19 protein-coding genes and 2 pseudogenes are annotated in these 23,774 nt (G+C 72.4%); 5 read left to right on the top strand and 16 right to left on the bottom strand.

Annotation, left to right across the window (positions count from 1 at the left end; all coding sequences use genetic code 11):
• Positions 1–128 precede the first annotated feature (128 nt).
• Positions 129–791: a hypothetical protein gene (locus tag ACZ5CZ_RS06510; protein WP_468939774.1), complete on the top strand. Its 663-nt coding sequence runs from the start codon at positions 129–131 to the stop codon at positions 789–791.
• A gap of 87 nt (positions 792–878) precedes the next feature.
• On the opposite strand, the pseudogene ACZ5CZ_RS06515 reads toward ACZ5CZ_RS06510, so the two are convergent.
• From ACZ5CZ_RS06515 to ACZ5CZ_RS06560, 10 genes and pseudogenes are all read right to left on the bottom strand, one after another.
• A pseudogene (locus tag ACZ5CZ_RS06515) lies at positions 879–1,279 on the bottom strand (MSMEG_6728 family protein); the annotation flags it as partial.
• Entirely contained in the window at positions 1,228–2,808 is a 1,581-nt protein-coding gene (locus ACZ5CZ_RS06520; protein ID WP_468939776.1) for an NCS1 family nucleobase:cation symporter-1, read from the bottom strand. The gene ACZ5CZ_RS06520 and the pseudogene ACZ5CZ_RS06515, both read right to left, overlap by 52 nt.
• A gap of 122 nt (positions 2,809–2,930) precedes the next feature.
• The gene (locus tag ACZ5CZ_RS06525; RefSeq protein ID WP_385842983.1) at positions 2,931–3,950 is read right to left on the bottom strand and encodes a TIGR03842 family LLM class F420-dependent oxidoreductase; all 1,020 of its coding nucleotides are present in this window, start codon (positions 3,948–3,950) and stop codon (positions 2,931–2,933) included.
• 11 nt (positions 3,951–3,961) lie between these two features.
• On the bottom strand, positions 3,962–5,365 hold the full coding sequence (gene hydA / locus ACZ5CZ_RS06530) for a dihydropyrimidinase (protein ID WP_385842984.1): 1,404 nt from the start codon (positions 5,363–5,365) through the stop codon (positions 3,962–3,964).
• Positions 5,366–5,393: 28 nt separating this feature from the next.
• Positions 5,394–6,236, bottom strand: a complete 843-nt coding sequence (locus ACZ5CZ_RS06535) for a nitrilase-related carbon-nitrogen hydrolase (RefSeq protein ID WP_450785965.1) — start codon at positions 6,234–6,236, stop codon at positions 5,394–5,396.
• A 179-nt stretch (positions 6,237–6,415) separates the two neighbouring features.
• The gene (locus ACZ5CZ_RS06540) at positions 6,416–8,002 is read right to left on the bottom strand and encodes a PucR family transcriptional regulator (RefSeq protein WP_385842986.1); all 1,587 of its coding nucleotides are present in this window, start codon (positions 8,000–8,002) and stop codon (positions 6,416–6,418) included.
• A 22-nt stretch (positions 8,003–8,024) separates the two neighbouring features.
• Positions 8,025–9,308: an aspartate aminotransferase family protein gene (locus tag ACZ5CZ_RS06545; protein WP_468939781.1), complete on the bottom strand. Its 1,284-nt coding sequence runs from the start codon at positions 9,306–9,308 to the stop codon at positions 8,025–8,027.
• Positions 9,305–10,147: a nitrilase-related carbon-nitrogen hydrolase gene (locus ACZ5CZ_RS06550; protein WP_385842988.1), complete on the bottom strand. Its 843-nt coding sequence runs from the start codon at positions 10,145–10,147 to the stop codon at positions 9,305–9,307. Before ACZ5CZ_RS06550 ends, ACZ5CZ_RS06545 begins: the two co-directional genes overlap by 4 nt.
• A 207-nt stretch (positions 10,148–10,354) precedes the next feature.
• Positions 10,355–11,776: a hypothetical protein gene (locus tag ACZ5CZ_RS06555; RefSeq protein ID WP_468939785.1), complete on the bottom strand. Its 1,422-nt coding sequence runs from the start codon at positions 11,774–11,776 to the stop codon at positions 10,355–10,357.
• Positions 11,777–11,902: 126 nt separating this feature from the next.
• Entirely contained in the window at positions 11,903–12,154 is a 252-nt protein-coding gene (locus ACZ5CZ_RS06560) for a helix-turn-helix domain-containing protein (protein WP_385842991.1), read from the bottom strand.
• Between the two features lie 73 nt (positions 12,155–12,227).
• On the opposite strand from ACZ5CZ_RS06560, the gene map reads away from it, so the two are divergent.
• Together map and ACZ5CZ_RS06570 are read left to right on the top strand one after the other, a co-directional pair.
• Positions 12,228–13,004 carry a type I methionyl aminopeptidase gene (gene map, locus ACZ5CZ_RS06565; protein ID WP_385842992.1) on the top strand — a complete coding sequence of 259 codons (777 nt, stop codon included), beginning with the start codon at positions 12,228–12,230 and terminating at the stop codon, positions 13,002–13,004.
• Positions 13,005–13,181: 177 nt separating this feature from the next.
• On the top strand, positions 13,182–15,746 hold the full coding sequence (locus ACZ5CZ_RS06570; RefSeq protein WP_468939789.1) for an ATP-dependent Clp protease ATP-binding subunit: 2,565 nt from the start codon (positions 13,182–13,184) through the stop codon (positions 15,744–15,746).
• 31 nt (positions 15,747–15,777) lie between these two features.
• Here ACZ5CZ_RS06570 and ggt read toward each other — a convergent pair whose 3' ends face one another.
• Entirely contained in the window at positions 15,778–17,580 is a 1,803-nt protein-coding gene (gene ggt / locus ACZ5CZ_RS06575) for a gamma-glutamyltransferase (RefSeq protein ID WP_468939791.1), read from the bottom strand.
• Positions 17,581–17,687: 107 nt separating this feature from the next.
• On the opposite strand from ggt, the gene ACZ5CZ_RS06580 reads away from it, so the two are divergent.
• On the top strand, positions 17,688–18,434 hold the full coding sequence (locus ACZ5CZ_RS06580) for a hypothetical protein (protein ID WP_468939797.1): 747 nt from the start codon (positions 17,688–17,690) through the stop codon (positions 18,432–18,434).
• A gap of 126 nt (positions 18,435–18,560) precedes the next feature.
• Positions 18,561–20,123 (top strand): alpha/beta fold hydrolase, encoded by a 1,563-nt coding sequence (locus ACZ5CZ_RS06585; RefSeq protein WP_468939800.1) that lies wholly within the window; start codon positions 18,561–18,563, stop codon positions 20,121–20,123.
• Positions 20,124–20,172: 49 nt separating this feature from the next.
• Here the strand turns inward: ACZ5CZ_RS06585 and ACZ5CZ_RS06590 are convergent.
• From ACZ5CZ_RS06590 to pcaDC, 5 genes and pseudogenes are all read right to left on the bottom strand, one after another.
• A pseudogene (locus ACZ5CZ_RS06590) lies at positions 20,173–20,442 on the bottom strand (amino acid ABC transporter permease); the annotation flags it as partial.
• Between the two features lie 61 nt (positions 20,443–20,503).
• Positions 20,504–20,923, bottom strand: a complete 420-nt coding sequence (locus tag ACZ5CZ_RS06595; RefSeq protein WP_385842997.1) for a DUF6278 family protein — start codon at positions 20,921–20,923, stop codon at positions 20,504–20,506.
• Positions 20,924–20,939: 16 nt separating this feature from the next.
• On the bottom strand, positions 20,940–21,719 hold the full coding sequence (locus ACZ5CZ_RS06600) for an exodeoxyribonuclease III (RefSeq protein WP_385842998.1): 780 nt from the start codon (positions 21,717–21,719) through the stop codon (positions 20,940–20,942).
• Positions 21,720–21,757: 38 nt separating this feature from the next.
• Positions 21,758–22,393 (bottom strand): MBL fold metallo-hydrolase, encoded by a 636-nt coding sequence (locus tag ACZ5CZ_RS06605; protein WP_468939805.1) that lies wholly within the window; start codon positions 22,391–22,393, stop codon positions 21,758–21,760.
• Between the two features lie 72 nt (positions 22,394–22,465).
• On the bottom strand, positions 22,466–23,755 hold the full coding sequence (gene pcaDC, locus ACZ5CZ_RS06610; RefSeq protein WP_468939807.1) for a bifunctional 3-oxoadipate enol-lactonase/4-carboxymuconolactone decarboxylase PcaDC: 1,290 nt from the start codon (positions 23,753–23,755) through the stop codon (positions 22,466–22,468).
• Between the last annotated feature and the right edge of the window lie 19 nt (positions 23,756–23,774).

Genomic DNA, 23,774 nt, shown 5'->3' on the forward strand with positions numbered 1-23,774 from the left:
CGCGCTGCCGTGACCGCCCGCGCACACAGCGCGTTGGCACTTCCGCCCACAGGCGGTCGTGTGACACTGTCGTCCCCGTCCACCCCACGGACACCTTCCAACGCCCCCTCCCCCACGAGAAGTGCGCCGTGCGTTCTCTTCCTCTGCCGCTCGCCCTCACCGCGCGTCTGACGCCGGTCGCGGTCCTCGCCTGCGCCGGCTGGGCACTGTCGTCGGGCCCGGCCGCACCGCCCTCCGCCGCGCAGCAGCAGGGCCGGCCGGCACCCGGCGCGACCTCCGCCGCGGCCCCGCCGTCCAGCGCGGCGGCGAAGGCGAAGGCGTACGACACCGCGCCCGCCCCCTGCACCAGCCTGCCCGCCGCCCTGGTCACGTCGCTGGTGCCCGGCGCGAAGACGACCGGCAAGGAGATCCCGTCGACCGACCCCCAGCTGCGCCGCACCTGCTCCTGGAACGCGCTGGACGGCTACGACTACCGCTGGCTGGACGTCTCGTTCGAGATCGGCGCGTCGGAGCAGGAGGCGCGGCAGGAGTACCAGCAGCGGGTGCAGGAGAAGAGCGGCGGCGGGACCGTACCGGGCCTCGGGGACAGCGCGTACTCGATCGTGGACCTCACCACGGAGGACAAGCAGCAGACCCGGGAGGGGGTGGTGATGGCCCGGATCTCCAACGCCCTGGTGATCATCACCTACAGCGGCAGCGACTTCGAGACCAAGAAGGCCCCGAGCACGGACGTGATCAACACCGGGGCGATCAAGGCGGCCCGGGCCGCGGTCGGCGCACTGGCCCGCTGACCGCCCGTCGGCGCTCGAGGGTTCGGCCGCTCCCGCGCGGGGCACTCGGCGCTGAAGGGGCGGCGGGCCGTACGGCCGACGCTCCCCGGGCAGATCGTCCGGCATCCCGGCGAACTCCCCGGCGTAGAAGTGAGGGTCCTCGCGGACCAGCGCGGACCGATGGCTGCGACGGAAGTCTTCGTCACCCAGCCGGGGCGGCAGCTCGCCCGCGGCGGCGAGCGCGGGCTGCCGCACACGCGGGCGCCCGCCCGACCGTCGGCGAACCGCGCGACCAGCGAGGCGGCGCAGCTGTCATGGTGGCCCTGCCCCCGCCAGACCCGGCAGATCTCCAGGCCGTACCGGACCAGCGCCTCCTCGTACCCGGTCCACATGCGTACGGCGGTATACCGGCGCCGGCCGTAGCCCGGCACGGTCAGACCGCCCAGCACCTGGAGCCCTATGTGTGGCCGGCGTCGGACCGGGACGCGGGCACGGCCGGTGCGGTGTCGTCCTGACCGTCCGGCCGGCCGCGGCCGGTGAGCAGGGTCAGCCCCAGGTACAGCACCAGGGAGGTGCCGAGGCCGACCGCCCAGCCGTAGTCGGCGAGGGCGGACAGGGCGGGGATGGGGCGGCCGTCGATCAGGGGCTTGAAGCTGGCCCCGCCGACGGCGAGGACACCGCCCGCCAGGAAGGCCGCGACCGCCCGCCAGTTCCAGCCGCCCGCGTACCAGTAGCGGCCGCCCGCGCGGTACAGGTCGGCGAGGTCGAGCCGGGTGCGGCGCAGGATCCAGTAGTCGGCGACGAGGATGCCCGCGACGGTGCCGAGCAGACCGCCGACCAGACCGAGCCAGGTGAAGATGTAGCCCTGCGGGTCGGAGTACAGCTTCCAGGGCAGGATCAGCACGGCGAGTACGGCGGTGATCAGCGCTCCGGTGCGGAAACCGACCTTTCTGGGCGCCATGTTGGAGAAGTCGAAGGCCGGGGAGACCAGGTTCGCCGCGATGTTCACCGAGAGGGTGGCGACCAGCACCGTGACCAGGGCGTAGAGCAGGCCCACCGCGTTGTCGGTCTTCGCGGCGAGCTGCACCGGGTCCCAGACCGGTGTGCCGTACACGGCCTGGGAGCCGGAGGTGACCAGCACGGAGAGGAAGGCGAACAGGGTCATCGTGGTGGGCAGGCCCAGCGCCTGGCCCCAGGTCTGGGCGCGCTGGCTGCGGCCGTAGCGGGTGAAGTCGGGGATGTTCAGGGACAGCGTCGACCAGAAGCCGATCATGCCCATGAGGGAGGGCGCGAACAGCTTCCAGAAGTCCTTGCCCCAGCCGAGCTTCGACGGCTGGTCGAACAGCGGGCCGACGCCGCCCGCCTTCTCGCTCATCCACCACAGCATCACGAACGCGCCGACGAGGACGAACGGCGCGGCCCAGTTCTCGAAGCGGCGGATGGTCTCCATGCCCCGGTAGATGATCGCGACCTGGAGCGCCCAGAAGAGCGCGAAGGACAGCCACATGGTCCAGGGGTGGCCGCCGAGGTGCGCCGCGTTCGCCCAGCTGTCGCCGATCAGCTTGCCGGCGAGGAAGTAGATGGCCTCGCCGCCGATCCAGGTCTGGATGCCGAACCAGCCGCATGCCACCAACGCCCGTACCAGCGCGGGCAGGTTGGCGCCGCGCACCCCGAAGGAGGCGCGGGCGAAGACCGGGAACGGGATGCCGTACTTGGGGCCGGCGTGCCCGGTCAGCAGCATCGGCACCAGCACGACCAGGTTGGCGAGGGCGATGGTGAACACGGCCTGTCTCCAGTCCATGCCCACCGCGATCAGCCCGGAGGCGAGGGTCCAGGAGGCGGTGTTGTGGGCCATGCCGACCCACAGCGCGGAGAAGTTGTACGTCGTCCAGGTGCGCTTCGCCACCGGGACCGGGAGCAGGTCCTCGTTGGCGTACGGGCCGCTGGGCGGCGGGGTGTCAGGAGCGAGTTCCACGCGCCCGTCGGGGAGGGTGACCTGGCCGGATGCGGATATGGCCGGAGGGACGGTGTCGGTCATGGGCTGGCCAATCGGGGAGGCGGGACGAGAGAGGCCGTGCGGGCACCAGCCCCCTCCCCGGGGACGGCGGGGAGGGGAGACCATGAGGCGAGGAGCGTGGGGGGTCGACGCGCCGCAGCGGATCAGGAGTTGACGGCGGGGATCACCTGGGAGCCGTAGGCGTCGATGGTGGCCTCCTGCGCGTCGTGCATGTCGTACACGGCGAACTGGTCGACGCCCAGCTCGCGCAGCCTGTTCAGCTTCTCGATGTGCCGCTCGGCCGGGCCGACGAGGCAGAACCGGTCCACGATCTCGTCCGGCACGAACGCGGTGTCCGGGTTGCCGCTGCGCCCGTGGTGGGCGTAGTCGTAGCCCTGTCGGGCCTTGATGTACTCGGTGAGTTCCTCGGGGACCTGGGCGGAGTGCTCGCCGTACTTGGCCACCAGGTCGGCCACATGGTTGCCGACCATGCCGCCGAACCAGCGGCACTGCTCCCGGGCGTGGGCGAGGGCCTCGGGCGAGTCGTCGGCGGTGACATAGGCGGGTGCGGCCACGCAGACGGTGACCTCGCCGGGGTCCCGGCCGGCCGCCGCGGCGGCGTCCTTGACCGCCTTCACCATGTACTCGGTGAGGTACAGGTCGGCCAGCTGGAGGATGAAGCCGTCGGCCTCCTCCCCCGCCATCTTCAGCGCCTTCGGACCGTACGCGGCCATCCAGACCGGGAGTTCGGCGCCCGGCCCGATCCACGGGAAGCGGATCTTCGTGCCGCCCAGGTCGGCCTCCTCGCCGCGGCCGAGGGCCCGGATCACCTTCATGGCCTCGCTGATCCGGGCGAGCGTGTTGGGCTTGCGGCCCGCGACCCGCATCGCGGAGTCGCCCCGGCCGATGCCGCAGACGGTGCGGTTGCCGAACATGTCGTTGAGGGTGGCGAAGGTGGACGCGGTGACCTCCCAGGTGCGGGTGCCCGGGTTGGTGACCATCGGGCCGACCTTCAGCCTCTCCGTGTTCGCCAGGATCTGACTGTAGATCACGAACGGTTCCTGCCAGAGCACCGCCGAGTCGAAGGTCCAGCCGTGGGTGAAGCCGTTGCGCTCGGCGCGCTTCATCAGGCTGACGACCCGGGAGGCCGGCGGGTCGGTCTGAAGGACGAGTCCGAAGTCCATGGGCGCCTCTCCTAGTTGAGGTACTGACAGGTGGAGCGCGGGGTGAAGGCACCGTGCCCGGCGTGCCCGGTGTACTCCCGCTGGTCGATGACGAGTTCGCCGCGCGAGAGCACGGTCTCCACCCGGCCGGTGGTGCGCCTGCCCTCGTACGCCGAGTAGTCCACGTTCATGTGGTGGGTCTGCGCGGACATGACCTGCTCGGTGTGCGGGTCGTAGATCACGATGTCGGCGTCGGCGCCCGGGGCGATGGTGCCCTTCTTCGGGTACAGACCGAACATCCGGGCCGGGGTGGCGCAGGCGATCTCGATCCAGCGGCGGCGGGAGATGTGCCCGTCGACCACGGCCTGGTGGAGCAGGTCCATGCGGTTCTCCACGCCCGGCAGCCCGTTGGGGATCTTGGAGAAGTCGCCGCGGCCCAGGTCCTTCTGGCCGGTGAAGCAGAAGGGGCAGTGGTCGGTGGAGACCACCTGGAGGTCGTTGGTGCGCAGCCCCTGCCACAGTCTGGCCTGGTGCTCCTTGGGCCGCAGCGGGGTCGAGCAGACGTACTTGGCGCCCTCGAAACCGGGTTCGGCGAGGTTGTCGGTGGACAGGAAGAGGTACTGCGGGCAGGTCTCGCCGAAGACGTTCAGTCCGTCGTCGCGGGCGCGGGCCAGCTCGGCGACCGCCTCCATCGCCGAGACGTGCACCACGTAGAGCGGGGCGCCCGCGACCTGGGCGAGCCGGATGGCGCGGTGGGTGGCCTCGGCCTCCAGCAGGGCCTTGCGGACCTCGCCGTGGTAGCGCGGGTCGGTCTCGCCCCGGGCGAGGGCCTGCTCGACCAGGACGTCGATGGCGATGCCGTTCTCGGCGTGCATCATGATCAGTCCGCCGTTGTCGGCGGAGCGCTGCATGGCGCGCAGGATCTGGCCGTCGTCGCTGTAGAAGACACCGGGATACGCCATGAACTGCTTGAACGAGGTGACGCCCTCCTCGACCAGCAGATCCATCTCCTTGAGCGTCTCCTCGTTCACATCGGAGACGATCATGTGGAAGGCGTAGTCGATCGCACAGTTGCCCTCGGCCTTGGCGTGCCAGGTGTCCAGGCCCTCGCGCAGGGTGCGGCCGACGGTCTGCACCGCGAAGTCCACGATGGTCGTCGTACCGCCCCAGGCGGCGGCGCGGGTGCCGGTCTCGAAGGTGTCGGAGGCGTAGGTGCCGCCGAACGGCAGCTCCATATGGGTGTGGGCGTCGACACCGCCCGGGATGACGTACTTCCCGGTGGCGTCGATGACGCGGTCGGCGGTGAAGGCCGCGGCGGCGGGGGTGCCGGACGCCGCGAGGGCGGCGACGCGGCCGTCCTCGACCAGGACGTCGGCGTGGATCTCGTCCGAGGCGGTGATGACGAGACCACCGCGGATGACGGTACGGCTGCTCATGCTGCTCCCTCGGTCGACTCGGCTGCGCTCAGGGCGCGGTCAGCGGCGTGTACGCCCCCGGCGCCCGGTCCCGGTAGAACTGCCAGCGGTCCCGGACCTCGCGGAGGGTGGCCAGGTCCAGGTCGCGGACGACCAGTTCGGTCTCCTTGTCGCTCGCCACCTCGCCGACGAACCGGGCCTCCGGGTCGACGAAGTAGGTGGTGCCGTAGAAGTCGTTGTCGCCCAGGTCCTCCACGCCGACCCGGTTGATCGCGCCGACGAAGTACTCGTTGGCGACGGCCGCCGCCGGCTGTTCCAGCTGCCAGAGGTAGCGGGACAGACCCCGCGAGGTGGCCGAGGGGTTGAAGACGATCTCGGCACCGGCGAGACCCAGTGCCCGCCAGCCCTCCGGGAAGTGGCGGTCGTAGCAGATGTAGACGCCGATCCTGCCCACGGCCGTGTCGAAGACGGGCCAGCCGCTGTTGCCGGGACGGAAGTAGAACTTCTCCCAGAACCCCTGCACCTGGGGGATGTGGGTCTTGCGGTACTTGCCGAGGTAGGAGCCGTCCGCGTCGATCACGGCGGCGGTGTTGTAGAGGACGCCGGGCTGTTCCTCCTCGTACATCGGCAGCACCAGGACGATGCCCAGTTCGCGGGCGAGGCTCTGGAACCGCCGGACGGTCGGGCCGTCGGGGATCCGCTCGGCGTACTCGTAGAAGGCCTTGTCCTGCACCTGGCAGAAGTAGGGGCCGTAGAACAGCTCCTGGAAGCAGAGGACCTGGGCGCCCTGGGCGGCGGCGTCGCGGGCCGCCTGCTCGTGCACCTGGATCATGGATTCCTTGTCGCCGGTCCAGGCGGTCTGGAACAGCGCGGCACGGATCACTCGGCTCATCGGGACCTCCGGTAGCTCGGTGTGCCGTGAGCGTAGGAAGTCCGGGCGGGGCGTTCGACGGGCAGCGTGTCACGGGTGCGGGCCTGCCGCGTGTCACCGTGTCACGTGTTTCAAGGCCCATGTTTCACCGCCGTTTTCCCAGGTCGTTGCAGGTTTCACCGGTGTTGCGCAGCATGCTTTCACCGGTGTTGCGCATCATGCGCGAGCAGCGCGATGTGCACGGAGGCCGCCTGTTCGAAGTCGTCCAGGTCGACGCCGAGGCGGGCCTGTATCGCTTCCAGGCGGCGGTAGAGCGCGGGCCGGGAGACATGGTGGAGCTGGGCGGTGCGGGACTTGTTGCGGCCGGTGGCGAGGTAGGTCCGCAGCACGCCGAGGAGTTCCGGTTCGGCGTCGCCGAGCAGCCCGTCCAGCTCCCGTTCGGCGAAGGACTGCACCTGCGGGTCGTCGCGCAGCAGCCGGATCAGCCCGCGCAGATGGACGTCCTTGAGCCGGACCACGGCGGGCAGGTCGAGGGCGGCGGCAAAGTCGGCGACGGCGTCGGCGACATGCCGGGCCTCGCGCAGCCCTTCGGGCACGTCGTCCCAGCAGGTGCGGGCAGCGGCGGCGGCGATCACGGCGGACCCGGCCCCGGGGCCGCCGCGCCAGCGGGCCGCCAGGTGTGCGGTGAGCGTCTCGGCGTGCTGGTCGCGGGCGAGGCTGAGCAGCACGGCGACGGCACCGCCGGCCAGCTCGGCGACGAGTCCGGGCAGCCCCAGCACCCGCAGCAGCCGGTCGAGTTCGGCCGGATCGGCGCCGGGCACGACGAGCGGGACGAAGGTGCGCCGGTTGACCGGCAGCCCGGCCGCCCGGGCCCTGGGCAGCAGTTGCCGGGCGGGTACCACCCCGGAGACGAGGTCGGTCAGCAGGCTCTGCGCGGACTGCTCCTCCCAGCTGTGCGCGGAGCCGCCGCCCAGCATGCGGTGCAGGACCAGCGCCTCGGCGGCCCGGTCGGCGAGCAGCCGTCCGGTCGCCGTCTCGCCCCGGTAGCCGCACAACAGCAGCCGGCCCCAGCGCTCCCCGCGGCCGCCCAGCCCGGCGCTGATCCAGCCGGGGCCGGCGCCGGCCCCGGCCTGCCGGGCGATCCGCTCCCAGTCGCGCAGCACGTCGTCCACCGCGGACCGCTCCCCCGCCGTGGCGAGGACGCGGTGGGCGAGGTTGGTGACGACGACCGGACAGCCGCTGTGCCGGGCGACCTCGTCCAGCAGCCGCTGGAGCGGGGCGCCGGCCGTGATCAGTCCGGTGAGCGCGGTCCGTACCGTCTCCGAGAGGCTGACGGCGGCGAACTTCCGCCGTACCAGCCGGGACTGCACCTCCTCGGTCAGCTCCGCGAAGGGGAACGGCCGGTGGAGGACGACCAGGGGCAGCCCGCAGCGCTCGGCGGCCCGGCGCATCACCTCCGGCGGCGCCGGGAAGGCCCGCCCGAGGCCGAGCACCACGGCGGCGGCCTCCGCGCGGTGCAGGGACTGGATGTACTCGGCCTGCCGGGCCTCGTCACCGGCGAGGAGCACCCCGGTGGTGAGGACCATCTCGCCGCCGCTGAGCATCACCCCGACGTCGGCGGCCTCGGCGACATGCACCCAGCGCACCGCCCGGTCGAGCCCCGCGGCGCCGGCCACCACCTCGGGCTCCCCGGCGAGCACCCGTTCCAGCGTCAGCACCTGGCGCACGGACAGGGCGGGTCCGGGGGACGGCTGGTGGTCGCTCAGGGGCTCCGAGAGGGTGGTCATGGCTGTGCACCTGCTCTTTCGTCTAGTACGTCCTGCGCAGCGCCTGCTCCAGAATCGCCGCCCCCTCCTCGGCCTCGGCGACGGTCAGCGACAGCGGCGGGGCGATGCGCAGCGCGCTGGTGTTGTGGCCGCCGCCCTTGCCGATGAGCAGCCCGCCGTCCCGGCAGGCCTCCAGCACCGCGGCCGCCGCCCGCGGGTCGGGCTCGTCCGTGCCGGGCCGTACCAGCTCGACGCCGATCATCAGCCCGCGCCCGCGCACCTCGCGCACGCCGGGCAGCGGGGCGGCGATGGCCCGCAGCCGCTCGATGAGCAGTCCGCCGACGCGCCGGGCGTTGCCCTGGAGGTCGTGCTCCAGCAGATAGGTGAGGTTGGCGAGGGCGGCGGCCATGGTGATCTGGGTGCCGCCGAAGGTCGAGATGCTGTTGGCGTCGAGGCAGTTCATGATCTCGGCGCGGGCGATGACACCGCCGACGGACATGCCGTTGCCGATGCCCTTGGCGAAGGTGACGATGTCGGGCGGGCCGCTGCGGGCGTGCGCCTGCCAGCCCCAGAAGTGCTCGCCGGTGCGGCCCCAGCCGGTCTGCACCTCGTCGGCGATCCACAGGATCCCGTGCTCGCTCAGCACCTCGCGGAAGGCCGCGTACAGCCCGTCGGGCGGGGAGGTGAAGCCGCCGACGCCCTGGACGGGCTCGGCGATCAGCGCGGCGGGCGGCCGGGTGTGGCCCAGCAGGTCCTTCAGGTCGGCCACGCAGGCGTCGATGAACGCCGGGTCGTCCAGCTCGGCGTACGGCCCCCGGCTGCGGACGCCGCCGTGGACGTACAGCGTCTGGAGCGGGGACAGCGAGGTCGGGGACCAGCCGCGGTTGCCGGTGATGCCGACGGTGCTGAAGGAGCGGCCGTGGTAGCTGTTGCGCATCGCGAGGATGGTGTTGCTGCGCCGGTAGGCGGTGGCCAGCAGCAGGGCGGTGTCGTTGGCCTCGGTGCCGGAGGTGGTGAAGAAGACGCGGGCGTCGGGGATGCCGCTCACCTGGGCGATGCGCTCGGCGAGTTCGACCATCGGCCGGTTGAGGTAGAGGGTCGAGGAGTGCAGGATCCGGCCGGCCTGCTCGCCGACCGCCTTGGTGACCTCGGGCAGCGCGTGGGCGGTCATGGTGGTCAGGATGCCGCCGAAGAAGTCGAGGTACCGGTTCCCGGCGGAGTCCCACACGTGACGGCCCTCGCCATGGGTGATCTCGATCGGGTCGTCGTAGTAGAGGGCGAGCCAGTCGGGCAGTACCCGGCGGTGACGGGAGTAGAGGTCGTTCACGGCTGTACCAGCCCTTCGTAGGCGTCGGGGCGGCGGTCGCGGTAGAAGGCCCACTGCTGCCGCACGTCCTCGATGAGGCCGAAGTCGAGGTCGCGGACGAGGAGTTCCTCGCTCTTGTCGTCGGCGACGTCGCCGACGAACTGTCCGCGCGGGTCGACGAAGTAGCTGGTGCCGTAGAAGTCGTTGTCGCCGTACTCCTCCTGGCCCACCCGGTTGATGGCGGCGACGAAGTACTCGTTGGCGACGGCCGCGGCGGGCTGCTCCAGCTGCCACAGGTGCGCGGACAGGCCACGGTGGGTGGCGGAGGGGTTGTAGACCAACTGGGCGCCGTTGAGTCCCAGTTGCCGCCAGCCCTCCGGGAAGTGCCGGTCGTAGCAGATGTAGACGCCGACCTTGCCGACGGCCGTGTCGAAGACCGGCCAGCCGAGGTTGCCGGGCCGGAAGTAGTACTTCTCCCAGAAGCCCTTGACCTGCGGGATGTGGTGCTTGCGGTACTTGCCGAGGTAGCGGCCGTCGGCGTCGATCACCGCGGCGGTGTTGTAGTAGAACCCGGACTGCTCGACCTCGAAGACCGGTACGACGATCACCATGCCGGTCTCGCGCGCGAGGTCCCGCATCCGGCGGACGGTCGGCCCGTCGGGCACCGGCTCGGCCCAGCGGTAGTGCTCGGGCTGCTGCACCTGGCAGAAGTAGGGGGAGTTGAAGACTTCCTGGAACCCGATGATCTTCGCGCCCCGGCGGGCCGCCTCGCGGGCGTGCTCCTCGTGTTTCGCCACCATGGACTCGGTGTCGCCGGTCCAGGTGGCCTGGACCAGTGCGGCTCGTACGACGTTGGCCATGAGCTGCTCCTTCGACGGGACGTCAGAGCCTCTACGCACGTAGAAACGGCCCGTAGAGGGACGAACGTAAGCCTCCGGACGGTCCTTGCCAAGACCATCGTCGCCAACCCGCTGGGTCGATCTCGTTTCACACTCCTGCGGGTGACCGTACGACCCCGTGGCGGGGGCGCAACCGGGGCAGACCAGGACGACACCACCGTGCGCCGGTCACGGGGTGTGTCCGGCGACGCGCAGGGCGTGCACGAGGTCCCAGTGCCGCTCCTCGGAGACGGCCCGCGCGGCCTGGAGCAGCAGCGGCACGAGCCGGCGCGGGTCCGCGGCGACGCTGCGGGCGGCCTCCTCCGGGGAGCGGACCCGGACATAGGCGTCCAGCAGGGCCAGCACGTCGCGCCGCCGCCCGGCCTCCTCCAGATGCAGGACGGCCGCCCCTATCTCCGCCGCCGGGCGGGCCACGCCCTGCCGCAGCATCCGCTCCCCGTCGGCCTCCCACCCGGCACCGGCGAGCGCGTCGGCGACGGCGACCAGCCGCTCGGCGGGCAGCGCGGCGGCCTCCCACAGCAGGGTGGCCCAGTCGGCGCCGAGACCGGCGTGCCGCAGGGCGTCCGCGAGCAGCGGGAACCGGCCGGCGGGCCACTGCGCGGCCTCCACCAGTAAGACGTGGGCCTCCCCGCTGCGTCCCTCGTCCCGGAGCCGCGCGAGCAGCAGCACGGTTTCGGCGACGGCCTCGTGCGCCCCGGCGTCCACCGGCGCCACGGACACCGGTTCGGCCGGCTCGGCCGGCTCGGCGGCACCGGCGAACCGGGCCCCTCGCGGCGTACGCCCGCCGTCCGCCGGCCCTCCGGCCCGCGGCACGACCACCGGCTGGTCCTCCCCCTCCCCCACCCCGGCGAACCGGGCACTGCCCCGCCGGCGCTTCCGCCCCTTCCCGCCCGGCGCGGCCTCCGGCGTGGGAGCGCCTGCCGTCCGGCCGGCAAAGACACCGGGGGCCGCGAGCGACGCGGAGGGCGGGAAGCCGTGCGCGTCGGGGCCGAGCGGCTGGGCGGACGCGGGCTGCCGAAGGCGGGAAACCTGGGACGCGGCGGACGGGGGCACCTGAGAATCCGCCGTCACGACGGCCAGCTCGCGGCGGTCCACCTGGGCGATGCGGGCGCGCAGTTCCGCGCAGCGGGCGGTGGCGCGGGTGTGGTCGTCATGGGCCCAGGCGAGGTCCTGGCGGAGGGACTCGGCCTCTTCCGCGGTGTTCGCCGTGGACAGCCGGCGACTCAGGACGGCCTGGCGTTCGGCGGCGTACCGCTGTTCGCGGAGCATGACGTCGAGGCGGTCGGCGAGGGCGTCCCGGGCGCCGGGCCGGGCGTCGTACGCGTCGAGCGCGGCGGCGTGCAGCGCGCGGGCCCGCTCCCCCTCGGCCGCGGCGACGGCGGCGCCGTACCTCAGGCCCAGGTCCTGGAGCAGCGCCTCCACCACGTCCCACGGCGGCATCTCACGGCCGTCGAGGCAGGCCTGCATGCCCTCGGGGTCGCGCTGCCAGAAGACCGCGTTCCAGCCCGCGGCGCGGTCGAGGCGCGCCACGAGGGCGTCCAGGTAGCTCACGAACTCCCGCACCTCAGCGGGGAGTTGATCCACAGCCATCGCCCAGCTCCCGCCCGACCGCCAGCACTCCGCTCGGTAGGCAACACCAGTTGTGTTACGGCGTTGCTACGCAGAGTTTTCCGGCAGCGAGCGGACCTCTCATCACAAGGTGCCGGCGGCTGCGCGTCAGACGCCCACCAGGGCGCAGCGGGCGATCAGTTCGTCCATGGACAGCCCGAGCACCCGGGCCAGCGCGGCGACGGTGAAGAACGCCGGCGTCGGCGCCCGGCCCGTCTCGATCTTGCGCAGCGTCTCGGCGGAGACACCGGCCGCGGCGGCGATCTCGGCCATGCTCCGCCCGCCGCGCGCCTCGCGCAGCAGCAGCCCGAGCCGCTCACCGCGTTCGCGCTCTTCGGGAGTGAGAGGGGTGCGCACCATGAGCCCGATTCTAATACCGGCCGCCGCGGCCACCAGGCGTCACCCCCATTCAAATACCGGTATATTAATTGGCATGGTGGAGCTGAAGACAGACACATCGATCGACGCGATGCACGCCGCGGGCCAGGTCGTCGCCCGCGCCCTGACGGCCGTACGGAAGGCCGCGGCCGTGGGCGTGTCCCTGCTGGAGCTGGACGAGGTCGCACGGGAGGTGCTGCGCGAGGCCGGGGCGTCCTCCCCCTTCCTCGGCTACCGGCCCTCCTTCGCGCCGACCCCCTTCCCCGCGGTGATCTGCGCCTCGGTGAACGACGCGATCGTGCACGGCGTCCCCACCCGGTACCGGCTCCGCGACGGCGATCTGCTCTCCGTCGACTGCGGCGCCGAGCTGGACGGGTGGGTGGGCGACTCGGCGCTCAGCCTCGTCGTGGGCCGCCCGCGCCCGGCGGACCTGCGCCTGGTCGAGGCGGCCGAACAGGCGCTCGCGGCCGGCATCGAGGCGGCCGTCGTGGGCAACCGCATCGGCGACATCGCGCACGCGGTCGGCCGGGTCTGCCGCAGCGCCGGCTACGGCATCCCGCAGGGCTTCGGCGGCCACGGCATCGGCCGCCGGATGCACGAGGAACCCGACGTCCCGAACGAGGGCCGCCCCGGCCGGGGCCTGCCCCTGCGCCCCGGAATGGTCCTCGCCATCGAGCCCATGCTGATCGCCGGCGGCAAGGACGCCTACTACGAGGCGGACGACGGCTGGACCCTGCGCACGGCCGACGGCTCCCGGGCGGCCCACGCGGAGCACACGGTGGCCGTCACCGAGTCGGGCCCCAGGGTCCTCACGGCGCGGACGGCTCCCTGAGGGGGACGACTCCCTGAGGGGAACGCCTCCCTGAGGGGAACGCCTCCCTGAGGGGGACGACTCCCTGAGGGGGACGACTCCCACATGCCACCCCCCACGGATCATGTCATCGTGGGCATGAGCACCCCAGCCCCGGGTTACCCGGCGGAGCCAGCCCCTGCGAAGGAACGGAACGCCATGACCAACGGCTACCCTCCTGACCCCTTCGGTGAATTCCTGGCCCGCTTCTTCGGCGGAACCGGCGGAGCCCGGGGTACGCCGCGCCACATCGACATCGGCCGCCTGCTCAGCCAGCCGGCCCGGGAACTGGTCCGCGGGGCCGCCCTGTACGCCGCCGAACACGGCAGCCGGGACCTGGACACCCAGCATCTGCTGCGGGCGGCCGCGCAGAGCGAGCCCACCCGCTCACTGCTGACCCGCGCGGGCGCCGACCCCGACTCGCTGGCGACGGAGATCGACGACCGCGCCGGGCCGGTGCTGCATCCGCCGGGCGAGGTGCCGCCGCCGACCTCGCTGTCGCTGACCCCCGCCGTCAAGCGGGCCCTGCTGGACGCGCACGACATGGCGCGGGCGAGCGGCGCCGGGTACATCGGCCCCGAGCATGTGCTGAGCGCGCTCGCCGCCAACCCGGACTCGGCCGCCGGGCACATCCTGAACGCGGCCCGCTTCTCGGCGGGCGCGCTCCCGCCGGAGGCCCCGGAGAGCACCCAGCCGCGCACCGAGCGGCAGCGGGCCACCGGCACGCCCACCCTGGACAAGTACGGCCGCGATCTGACCGACCTGGCCCGGGAGGGCCGGATCGATCCGGTGATCGGCCGGGACAACGAGATCGAGCAGACCATCGAGGTGCTGTCCCGGCGCGGCAAGAACAACCCCGTCCTCATCGGGGACGCCGGGGTCGGCAAGACGGCCGTCGTGGAGGGGCTCGCGCAGCGCATCGCCGACGGGGACGTGCCGGATGTGCTGGCCGCCCGCCGCGTCGTCGCCCTGGACCTGACCGGCGTGGTCGCCGGCACCCGCTACCGCGGGGACTTCGAGGAGCGGCTGAACAACATCGTGGAGGAGATCCGCGCCCACTCCGGCCGGCTGATCGTGTTCATCGACGAGCTGCACACCGTCGTGGGCGCGGGCTCCGGCGGCGAGGGCGGTGCGATGGACGCCGGCAACATCCTCAAGCCCGCGCTGGCCCGGGGCGAGCTGCACATCGTGGGCGCGACCACGCTGGAGGAGTTCCGCCGGATCGAGAAGGACGCGGCGCTGGCACGCCGGTTCCAGCCGATCCTGGTGCCGGAGCCGACGACCGAGGACACCCTCGAGATCCTGCGCGGCCTGCGCGACCGGTACGAGGCCCACCACCAGGTCCGCTACACCGACGAGGCGCTGACCGCCGCCGTGGAGCTGTCCGACCGGTATCTCACCGACCGGCGGCTGCCGGACAAGGCGATCGACCTGATCGACCAGGCGGGCGCGCGGGTGCGGCTCGGCGCGCGCACCAAGGGCACGGACGTACGCGCGATGGAGCGCGAGGTGGAGCAGCTGGCCCGGGACAAGGACCAGGCGGTCGCGGACGAGGACTACGAGCAGGCCAAGCAGCTGCGCGACCGGATCGGCGAGCTGAGGCAGCGGATCGAGGAGGCCAGCGGCGGCGACCGGGCCGACGAGGGGCAGGACCTGGAGGTGACGGCGGAGGCCGTCGCCGAGGTGGTGTCCCGGCAGACCGGCATCCCGGTCAGCCGGCTCACCGAGGAGGAGAAGGAGCGGCTGCTGGGCCTGGAGGAGCATCTGCACCAGCGGGTGGTCGGCCAGGAGGAGGCCGTCGCCGTGGTCGCCGATGCCGTACTGCGCTCCCGCGCCGGGCTCGCGAGCCCCCGGCGGCCCATCGGCAGCTTCCTGTTCCTCGGCCCCACCGGTGTCGGCAAGACCGAGCTGGCCCGCGCCCTCGCCGAGGCGCTGTTCGGCAGCGAGGACCGGATGGTCCGCCTGGACATGAGCGAGTACCAGGAGCGGCACACCGTCTCCCGGCTGGTCGGCGCCCCGCCCGGGTACGTCGGACACGAGGAGGCCGGGCAGCTCACCGAGGTGGTGCGCCGGCACCCGTACTCGCTGCTGCTCCTGGACGAGGTGGAGAAGGCGCACCCGGACGTCTTCAACATCCTGCTCCAGGTCCTGGACGACGGCCGGCTGACCGACTCCCAGGGCCGCACGGTGGACTTCACCAACACGGTCATCGTGATGACCAGCAACCTGGGCTCCGAGGTGATCACCCGGCGGGGCGCCGGGATCGGGTTCGGGCCGGGCGGCGCGGACGCCGACGAGGAGGCGCGGCGGGAGCAGATCCTGCGCCCGCTGCGGGAGCACTTCCGGCCGGAGTTCCTCAACCGCATCGACGAGATCGTCGTCTTCCGGCAGCTGACGGGCGAGCAGCTGCGGCAGATCACGGATCTGCTGCTGAACGGCACCCGGCGGCTGCTGGAGGGGCAGGGCGTCACGGTCCGGTTCACGGACGCGGCCGTCGACTGGCTCGCCGAGCGCGGCTACCAGCCGGAGTACGGCGCCCGGCCGCTGCGCCGCACCATCCAGCGGGAGGTGGACAACCGGCTGTCCCGGCTGCTGCTGGACGGCACCATCAGCAAGGACAGCCGGGTCACGGTCGACGTCAGGGACGGCCGGCTGGACTTCCGCACCGAAGCCCCGCGTCAGACCCCGCCCGAGGAAGCCCGGCCGCCGGCCCCCGAGTTGTGAGCGTCGGGCGCCGGCACGCGAACGGTGAGCGTCAGGGCGCCGGGTCCACCACCATCGCCGAACCGCCGCCACGCCGTACCTTCTCGGCGGCGGCGAGCCACTTGCCGCCCGGCAGCCGCTGCACGCCGGTCGCCGCGCCGATCTCGGGGTTGAGCGAGAAGGAGTGCCCGATGGCCTCCAGCCGGGTGCGCAGAACGGAGTCGTAGAGGGCGGGTTCGAGTTCCGTCTTCGCCGCGTTGCGCTGGCTGGCGCGGGGCGCGGCGATCGCGTCGACGAGCGGCAGATGCCGGTCGAGGAACTCGGTGAGCGTCTGGAGCACGGTGGTGATGATGGTCGCCCCGCCGGGCGAACCGAGCGCCACGACGGGCTGGTTGTGCCGGTCCAGCACGATGGTCGGGGAGATCGAGGAGCGCGGCCGCTTGCCCGGCCCGGGCAGGTTCGGGTCGTGCACGGCCGGGTTGGCCGGGGCGAAGGAGAAGTCGGTCAGCTCGTTGTTGAGCAGGAAGCCCCGGCCGGGCACGGTGATGCCGCTGCCGCCGGTCTGCTCGATGGTGAGAGTGTAGGAGACGACGTTGCCCCACTTGTCGGCGACGGTGAGGTGGGTGGTGTTCTCCCCCTCGTAGGTCGTGGGGGCCGCCGTGCCGCCCTGGCCGCAGGCCGCCGGGTGACGCGGGTCACCGGGGGCGAGGGGGCTGGTGAGCACCGCGTCGTCCTTGATCAGGCAGGCGCGGGAGTCGGCGTACCGCTGGGACAGCAGGTGCTTCGTCGGTACGTCCTCGAAGGCGGGGTCGCCGACCCAGCGGCCGCGGTCGGCGAACGCGATCCGGCTCGCCTCGATGAAGTGGTGGAGGTACTGCACCTCGCTCGCCCGGGAGAGGTCCGTCCTCTCCAGGATGTTGAGCGCCTCGCCGACCGTGGTGCCGCCCGAGGAGGACGGGGCGATGGAGTACACCTTCAGGCCCCGGTACGACACCTTCGTGGGCCTCTGGAGCTTGGCGCGGTAGGCGGCGAGGTCCTGCGCGGACAGCTTGCCGGGGCGGGCGTTCCAGCCGGAGCCGGGGTCCACCGGGGGGTGGTCGGCCGTGTTGACGATGTCCCGGCCGAGGTCGCCGTGGTAGATCGCGTCCACGCCCTTGTCGGCCAGTTCCTCATAGGTCCGGGCCAGGTCGGGGTTCTTGAAGGTGGAGCCGACGGCGGGCAGCTGCCCGTTCGGCAGGAACAGCCTGGCGGTGTCGGGGAAGTAGCGGAACCGGGTCTCGTTGGCCGCGGTCTGCGCGCGGAAGGTGTCGTCCACGGTGAAGCCGTCGCGGGCGATCCGCTCGGCGGGCTTCAGGACCGTACCGAGCTTCCGGCTGCCCCACGCGTCCAGCGCCGTCTGCCAGGTGGCGGGGGTGCCCGGGGTGCCGACGCTCAGCCCGGAGCTGACGGCGTCGGCGAAGGCGAGCGGCTTGCCGTTCTCCTTGAAGAGGTCGGCGTCGGCGGTGAGCGGCGCGGTCTCCCGGCCGTCGATGGTGTGCACCGTGCGGGTGTTGGCGTCGTAGTAGACGAAGTAGCCGCCGCCTCCGATGCCGGACGAGTACGGCTCGGTGACGCCGAGCGCGGCGGCGGTGGCCACGGCCGCGTCGACGGCGTTGCCGCCGTGCCGGAGCACCTCGATGCCGGCGGCGGAGGCGTCCGCGTCGACGCTGGCGACCGCGCCGCCGTAACCGACGGCCACCGGAACCTTGGTGGCCCCTCCGCCCGTCGTCGCGGCGGGTGGCGCCGCCGCCCCCACCGACACCATGGCGGCCGAGACCGCCAGCACAGCCAGCTTCCGTCTCCCAGGACGACGCATCCGTACCTCCCGTCGGAACCGTCCGCGCAGCCTAGCGTCCCGGCGGGGCGCGGGGAACTGCGCCACCGGCCGGTGCGGTTGTGGCGGAGCGCCTACCATGCCCGACCATGAACGACGACGTGCGCAACATCGTCCTGGGCCTGGTGGCGACCGGCATATCCGCCGCCCTGGGCTGGCTCGCCCGCACCGGTCTGTGGCGGCGCAGACTCCGGCGCAAGCAGGCGTTCTTCGGGCTGCCGGACAACTCGGAGTCGCTGCTCGTGGTCAACCGGGACGCGGGCGGGCCGGAGCTGACGGTGACCCGGACCGACGTGTTCGCCCTGCTGGAGCTGGCCGCCCTGATAAAGGACTGCCATGCGCATGCCCGGGTGGTCGCACACGACGCCGCCCAGCAGGGATTCGGCGACCGCACCGAGTTCTGCCTTGGTGGTCCCTCGTCCAATCACCGTATGGCCGCCCACCTCTCGTCCCTGCTCCCGGGCGTGCGGGTGAACGTCGACGCCGAACCGGGCGAGGAGCGCGGCGCGTTCCGCATCGGGGGCGAGCAGTACCGCATGGAACGGGGCGTCGCCGAGTATGTACTGCTCGCCAGGCTGACCACCGAGGGGCAGGGAGGCTCGCGGCCGGTCTTCCTCTTCTGCGGCCAGCGGGCCATCACCAACCAGGCCGCCACCCGCTACCTCGCCCGCAACCACGAACGGCTGCACCGGAAGTACGGCACCGGCTCCTTCGTCCTCCTGCTGAAGGTGCTCAACTCCCATGCGTACGGCCCCGACGTGGTCGAACTGGTCGCCGATGTGACCCGGGCGGCGCGCACCCCGCTGCCGGACCCGGCCCCAGCCGCGGCGGAATGAACCGTTCAACAATCTTTACCCGTACGTAACTTACTGACGGGTTACTTACGGTAAGCGATCGAGGTTACCGTCGGGTCACTTTGCACTGATCAAGGGATCAGCCGATCACGAGTGAAGGAGTGACCCATGGGACGAGGTCGCACCGCGCTGCGTACCACCGCCGGAGCCGTCTCCACCGCGCTGCTGGCCGGAGCCCTCGTCGGCCTGGCCCCGGCGGCCCAGGCCGTCGGCTCCGTCCGCTTCGTCGACATCACCGGCGACGGCGGCACGGTCCTGAAGGCGAACGTCGTCACCCCGGCGGGCGCCGACGGCAGCCACGACTACCCGCTCATCGTGCTGCCCACGAGCTGGAGCCTGCCGCAGGTGGAGTACCTGGCGCAGGCTCAGAAGCTCGCCGACTCCGGCTATGTGGTCCTCACCTACAACGTGCGCGGCTTCTGGCAGTCCGGCGGCGACATAGAAGTGGCCGGTCCGCCGGACGTGGCGGACGCGTCCAGGGTCATCGACTGGGCCCTGGCGCACACCCCGGCCGACCCGCGGCACATCGGCATGGCGGGGGTGTCGTACGGCGCCGGGATCAGCCTGCTGGCCGCCGCGCACGACAAGCGCATCAAGGCCGTGGCCGCGCTCAGCGGCTGGGCGGACCTGGTCGACTCGATCTACTCGGGCCGGACCCAGCACGTCGAGGCGCTGCACGTGCTGGACGGCCTGGCCACGCTCACCGGCCGGGAGAGCCCGGAGGTGCGCGAGATCTTCGACAACCTGTACTCCTCGAACCTCGCCGAGGAGCAGAAGATGACCGACTGGGGCAGACAGCGTTCCGCGCTGACCTATGTCGACCAACTCAACCGCAACGGCGCCGCGGTCATGCTCGCCAACGCCTGGGGCGACACCATCTTCCCGGCCAACCAGTACGCCGGCTTCTACCAGAAGCTGACCGGGCCCAAGCGGCTCGAACTGCGCCCCGGCGACCATGCGACGGCCGAGCTGACCGGGCTGTTCGGACTGCCCAACGACGTGTGGACGGACACCGAGCGCTGGTTCGACCACTACCTCAAGGGCGCCGACAACGGCATCGACCACGAGCAGCCGGTCCAGCTGAAGTCCCGTAGCGCGGGGGGATACGAGGGCTACCCGGACTGGAAGTCGGTCGGCGCGACCCGCCGCAAGCTCGCGCTGGCGGGCACCACCACGATCCACGCGAACGTCGACTCGGGCGCGGACGGCGGAATCGTCTTCCTCTCCAGCATCCTGGACCAGATCGCGCAGCTGCCGCCCATGGCCTCGATCCCGCTGCTGCCGCGCCGCTGGGCGGCCGTCTGGCAGTCCGAGCGGTACGGCACCGCCCAACAGGTGCGCGGCACCGCCACCCTGCACACCACGCTCACCCCGACCGCGGAGAGCGGCACCCTCGTCGCCTATCTGTACGACGTCGGCCCGCTCGGCTTCGGCAAGCTGGTCACGCACGCGCCGTACACCTGGCACGAGCGGACGCCCGGCACACCGTTCGACGTCGACCTGGACCTGTTCTCCACGGCCTACGACGTCCCCGCCGGACACCGCCTCGCGCTGGTGGTCGACACCGTCGACCCGTTGTACATCGAGCACAACCCGTCCGGCGCGCAGCTGACCTTCTCCTCGCCCTCGGACGACCCGTCGTACGTGTCCGTCCCCGTGCGCGAGCAGTGATCTCCGGCTGCCGCCGGACGAGCCTCGCCCGTGTGAACTGCCACCCCACCTAGGGCTTCGGGGCCATGGGGGGCTCCCCACCCGGCAGCAGCGCCCCGGGACCGGCCGCGGCGAGAGCCACGGCCTGGGTCCTGGGGCTGCGCTGCTCACGGCGGGACACCCGGCCGGCGAACCACGAGAGCAGCATGCACATCCCGATGGAGATCGGCGAGATCACCATCACCACAGGGATGAACGGCAAATCGTAGTCGAGGTTGGCCGCGATGCGTTTCCCGGCGTGGAGGAACTCCTCGTAGGAGACGAGAAACCCGGGCGAGGTGCGGGCTGATGACGGCGGGCAATATGGCGACGCCAGCACCCCCCGGCGAGGCGGGAGGAGTTCAGCTCTCGGCGATCTCCGCGTAGCGCTGGGACAGCTCCGGGACACCGCTCGCCGCCCACTCCTGGCCGGCGGTCACGACCTCCACCTCGCGGCCGGAGGCGAGCCGTACGACGGGCTCGCCGTGGGGGCGGATCACCCAGGCGGCGCCGGGCACGGTGCGCACCACGACCGTGCCGAGGTAGAGCCCGGCGTCATGGCCCAGCCCGGGGAGGGTCTCGGCGTCGTCGCGCCAGCGCGGGACCAGCTGGTCCAGCGCCTCCAGGGAGGCCGGGGTGTCGTCCAGGCGGACGCCGGCCCGGGCCGCCTGCGAGCGCAGCAGCTCGCACTCCGACAGCAGCGCGGCGACGGCCTCGGGGTCCGCCGGAGGTGCCGCGTCGCCGTGCTTCTTGTGCCGGGGGCCCAGGAACGGAAGGTTCATGGGTTCCAGCGTGGCATCAGACGTCCAGGTCGACCACCACCGGCGCGTGGTCGGAGGCGCCCTTGCCCTTGCGCTCCTCGCGGTCGACATAGGCGTCCTCGACGGCCTTGGCGAAGGGCTCGTTGCCGTACACCAGGTCGATGCGCATGCCGCGGTTCTTGGGGAAGCAGAGCTGGCGGTAGTCCCAGTACGTGAACGGCTGGTCGTACTTCAGCGGGCGGGGCACGATGTCGTTCAGCCCGGTCTCGCGCAGGGCGGCGAGGGCGGCGCGCTCGGCCGGGGTGACATGGGTGGCGCCCTCGAAGGCCGCCCGGTCGAAGACGTCGTCGTCCGTCGGCGCCACGTTGTAGTCGCCGAGGACGGCGAACGGGCGGCTGCCCTGCGCGTCGCCGTACACGGCCGCCTTCAGGGCCTCGAACCACTGGAGCTTGTAGGCGTAGTGCGGGTGGTCGACCTCGCGGCCGTTGGGCACGTACACCGACCAGACGCGGACCGGGCCGCAGGTCGCCGAGATGGCGCGCGGCTCGGTCACCCCGTCGTACCCCGGGTCGCCGGGCAGGCCCTTGACCACGTCGGCGAGGCCCACCCGGGAGAGCACCGCCACGCCGTTCCACCGGCCGGTGGCGTGCACCGCGGCCTCGTAGCCCAGCGCGCGCAGCTCGTCGAACGGGAACTGCTCCTCGGCGAGCTTGGCCTCCTGGAGGCAGAGCACGTCGGTGCCGCTGCTCTCCAGCCAGGCGAGCAGCCGCGGGAGGCGGGCGGTGATCGAGTTCACGTTCCAGGTGGCGATGCGCATGTCCACCAACCTACCCGGAGGGTCCGACAACGCGGCCCTCACACCTCCGCGGAGGCTCCCGGGGTGAGCCGCTGGTGGTCCGCGCCGCCCAGCGCGCCGATCTGGCGGTCGTAGATCGGGCGGGCGAGGTCGGTGAGCAGGGCGTCGTGGATGTCGTAGGCGCGCTGCGGCTTCACCTCCCGGACGTAGTCGATGACCTCGGAGATCTTGTTCCAGGGCGCCATCACGGGGAGCATCAGCGTCTCCACCGGGTGGTCGGGGACGGTGAGGGCGTCGCCGGGGTGGAAGACGCGGCCGCCGTCGATCAGATAGCCGACGTTGGTGATGCGCGGGATGTCCGGGTGGATCACCGCGTGCAGTTCGCCGTGCGCCTGCACCTCGAAGCCGGCGGCGGTGAAGGTGTCGCCGTGGCCGACGGTGTGCACCCGGCCCGGGAAGGCCGCGGAGATCTGCTCGGCGACCGACTTCAGCGTCCAGATTTCCGCCTCGGGGTTCGCCTCCAGGGCGGCCCGCAGCCGGCCCTCGTCGAAGTGGTCCTGGTGCTCGTGCGTGACCAGGATCGCGTCCGCGCCGAGCGCGGCGTCCTCCTCGCTGAACATCCCGGGGTCGATGACGAGGGTCCGCCCGTCCTTCTCCAGGCGGACGCAGGCGTGCGACTTCTTCGTGAGCTTCATGACGTCCATCCTGCCGTGCGAGCGCCCCTGTGGGGGTCTCCCAGGGTGGTGCTCGCACTGCCAGGACGACGATCACTCCGCCGGGGTGGTCTCCTCCCGCACCACCTGCTGGGCCACCGTGAAGGCGCGGTTCGCCGCCGGCAGGCCGCAGTACACGGCCGCCTGGAGCAGCACCTCCCGGATCTCGTCCGGCGTGAGGCCGTTGCGCAGCGCCGCCCGGGTGTGGTCCGCCAGCTCCTCCAGATGGCCGCCGGCGACCAGCGCGGTCAGGGCGACGCAGCTGCGGGTACGGCGGTCCAGCCCCGGCCGGTCCCAGATCTCGCCCCAGGCGTAGCGGGTGACGAACTCCTGGAAGTCCCCGGAGAACTCGTCGGCCTGCTCCAGCGCCCGGTCCACGTGCGCGTCGCCGAGCACCTCCCGGCGCAGCTTCAGCCCGGTCTCGTACCGGTCCGGCCGCTCGGCGCCCTGGGCGGGTACGGCGGCCGGGGCGATCTCGGCGACCGGCGCGGCCGGCTGCGGCACGGCCGGGGCCGGGACGACGGCCGCCGCGGGCAGGGCGGTCTGGCCGGTCTCGTACGGCTGCTGCCAGGCGGTGGAGAAGTGGTGCACCAGCAGATCGGTGACGGCGGCCGGCTGCTCCACCGGCACCAGGTGGGAGGCGCCGGGGACGACCGCGAGCCGGGCGTCGGGGATCCCGGCGACCAGGGTGCGGGCCTCGGCCGGGCCGGTGATCCGGTCCTCGGAGCCGACCAGCACCAGCGTCGGCACACCGACCCGGCCCAGTTCGGGCCGTACGTCGAAGGAGGCCAGGGCCTCGCAGGCGGCGATGTAGCAGCCGGGGTCGGTGGTGCGGACCATCTGCACGGCCCAGTCGGTGATCGCGGGCTGGGCGGCGGCGAACCCGCCGGTGAACCAGCGCTCGGGTGCCGTGCGCGCGATCGGGTCGAGCCCGTTGGTACGGACGACCACCCCGCGCTGCCGGAACTCGTCGGCGGTGCCGAACCGGGGCGAGGCCGCCACCAGCGCGAGGGAGGCGAGCCGCTCGGGGTGGCGCAGCGCCAGCTCGATCCCCACGGCGCCGCCCAGCGCACAGCCGGCGTACCCGAAGCGCTGCACGCCGAGCGCGTCCAGCGTGGCCAGCAGCCGCGCGGTCAGCTCGCCGACCGAACCAGCGGGGTGGGCGGGGGCGCCGCCGTGCCCGGGCAGGTCGAAGCGGAAGATCCGCCACTGTTTGACCAGTTCCGGCACCTGGCGGTCCCACATGTGCCATGTGGTACCCAGTGAGGGACCCAAGATCAGGACCGGAGCGTCTTCTGGCCCGTCAAAGCGGTATTGCAGGGTGTTCGGTGGTGTCTCACTCACGCCCCAGACCCTCTCACGT

Source organism: Streptomyces sp. NPDC031418 (assembly GCF_055581605.1).

Coding starts and splice junctions, on each gene's coding strand:
- ACZ5CZ_RS06560 (WP_385842991.1), bottom strand. CDS start 12,154: ATGGTGCGCACCCCTCTCACTCCCGAAGAGCGCGAACGCGGTGAGCGG.
- ggt (WP_468939791.1), bottom strand. CDS start 17,580: ATGCGTCGTCCTGGGAGACGGAAGCTGGCTGTGCTGGCGGTCTCGGCC.
- ACZ5CZ_RS06570 (WP_468939789.1), top strand. CDS start 13,182: ATGACCAACGGCTACCCTCCTGACCCCTTCGGTGAATTCCTGGCCCGC.
- ACZ5CZ_RS06585 (WP_468939800.1), top strand. CDS start 18,561: ATGGGACGAGGTCGCACCGCGCTGCGTACCACCGCCGGAGCCGTCTCC.
- ACZ5CZ_RS06605 (WP_468939805.1), bottom strand. CDS start 22,393: ATGAAGCTCACGAAGAAGTCGCACGCCTGCGTCCGCCTGGAGAAGGAC.
- ACZ5CZ_RS06525 (WP_385842983.1), bottom strand. CDS start 3,950: ATGGACTTCGGACTCGTCCTTCAGACCGACCCGCCGGCCTCCCGGGTC.
- ACZ5CZ_RS06580 (WP_468939797.1), top strand. CDS start 17,688: ATGAACGACGACGTGCGCAACATCGTCCTGGGCCTGGTGGCGACCGGC.
- ACZ5CZ_RS06550 (WP_385842988.1), bottom strand. CDS start 10,147: ATGGCCAACGTCGTACGAGCCGCACTGGTCCAGGCCACCTGGACCGGC.
- ACZ5CZ_RS06555 (WP_468939785.1), bottom strand. CDS start 11,776: ATGGCTGTGGATCAACTCCCCGCTGAGGTGCGGGAGTTCGTGAGCTAC.
- map (WP_385842992.1), top strand. CDS start 12,228: ATGGTGGAGCTGAAGACAGACACATCGATCGACGCGATGCACGCCGCG.
- ACZ5CZ_RS06595 (WP_385842997.1), bottom strand. CDS start 20,923: ATGAACCTTCCGTTCCTGGGCCCCCGGCACAAGAAGCACGGCGACGCG.
- hydA (WP_385842984.1), bottom strand. CDS start 5,365: ATGAGCAGCCGTACCGTCATCCGCGGTGGTCTCGTCATCACCGCCTCG.
- ACZ5CZ_RS06535 (WP_450785965.1), bottom strand. CDS start 6,236: ATGAGCCGAGTGATCCGTGCCGCGCTGTTCCAGACCGCCTGGACCGGC.
- ACZ5CZ_RS06520 (WP_468939776.1), bottom strand. CDS start 2,808: ATGACCGACACCGTCCCTCCGGCCATATCCGCATCCGGCCAGGTCACC.
- ACZ5CZ_RS06540 (WP_385842986.1), bottom strand. CDS start 8,002: ATGACCACCCTCTCGGAGCCCCTGAGCGACCACCAGCCGTCCCCCGGA.
- ACZ5CZ_RS06600 (WP_385842998.1), bottom strand. CDS start 21,719: ATGCGCATCGCCACCTGGAACGTGAACTCGATCACCGCCCGCCTCCCG.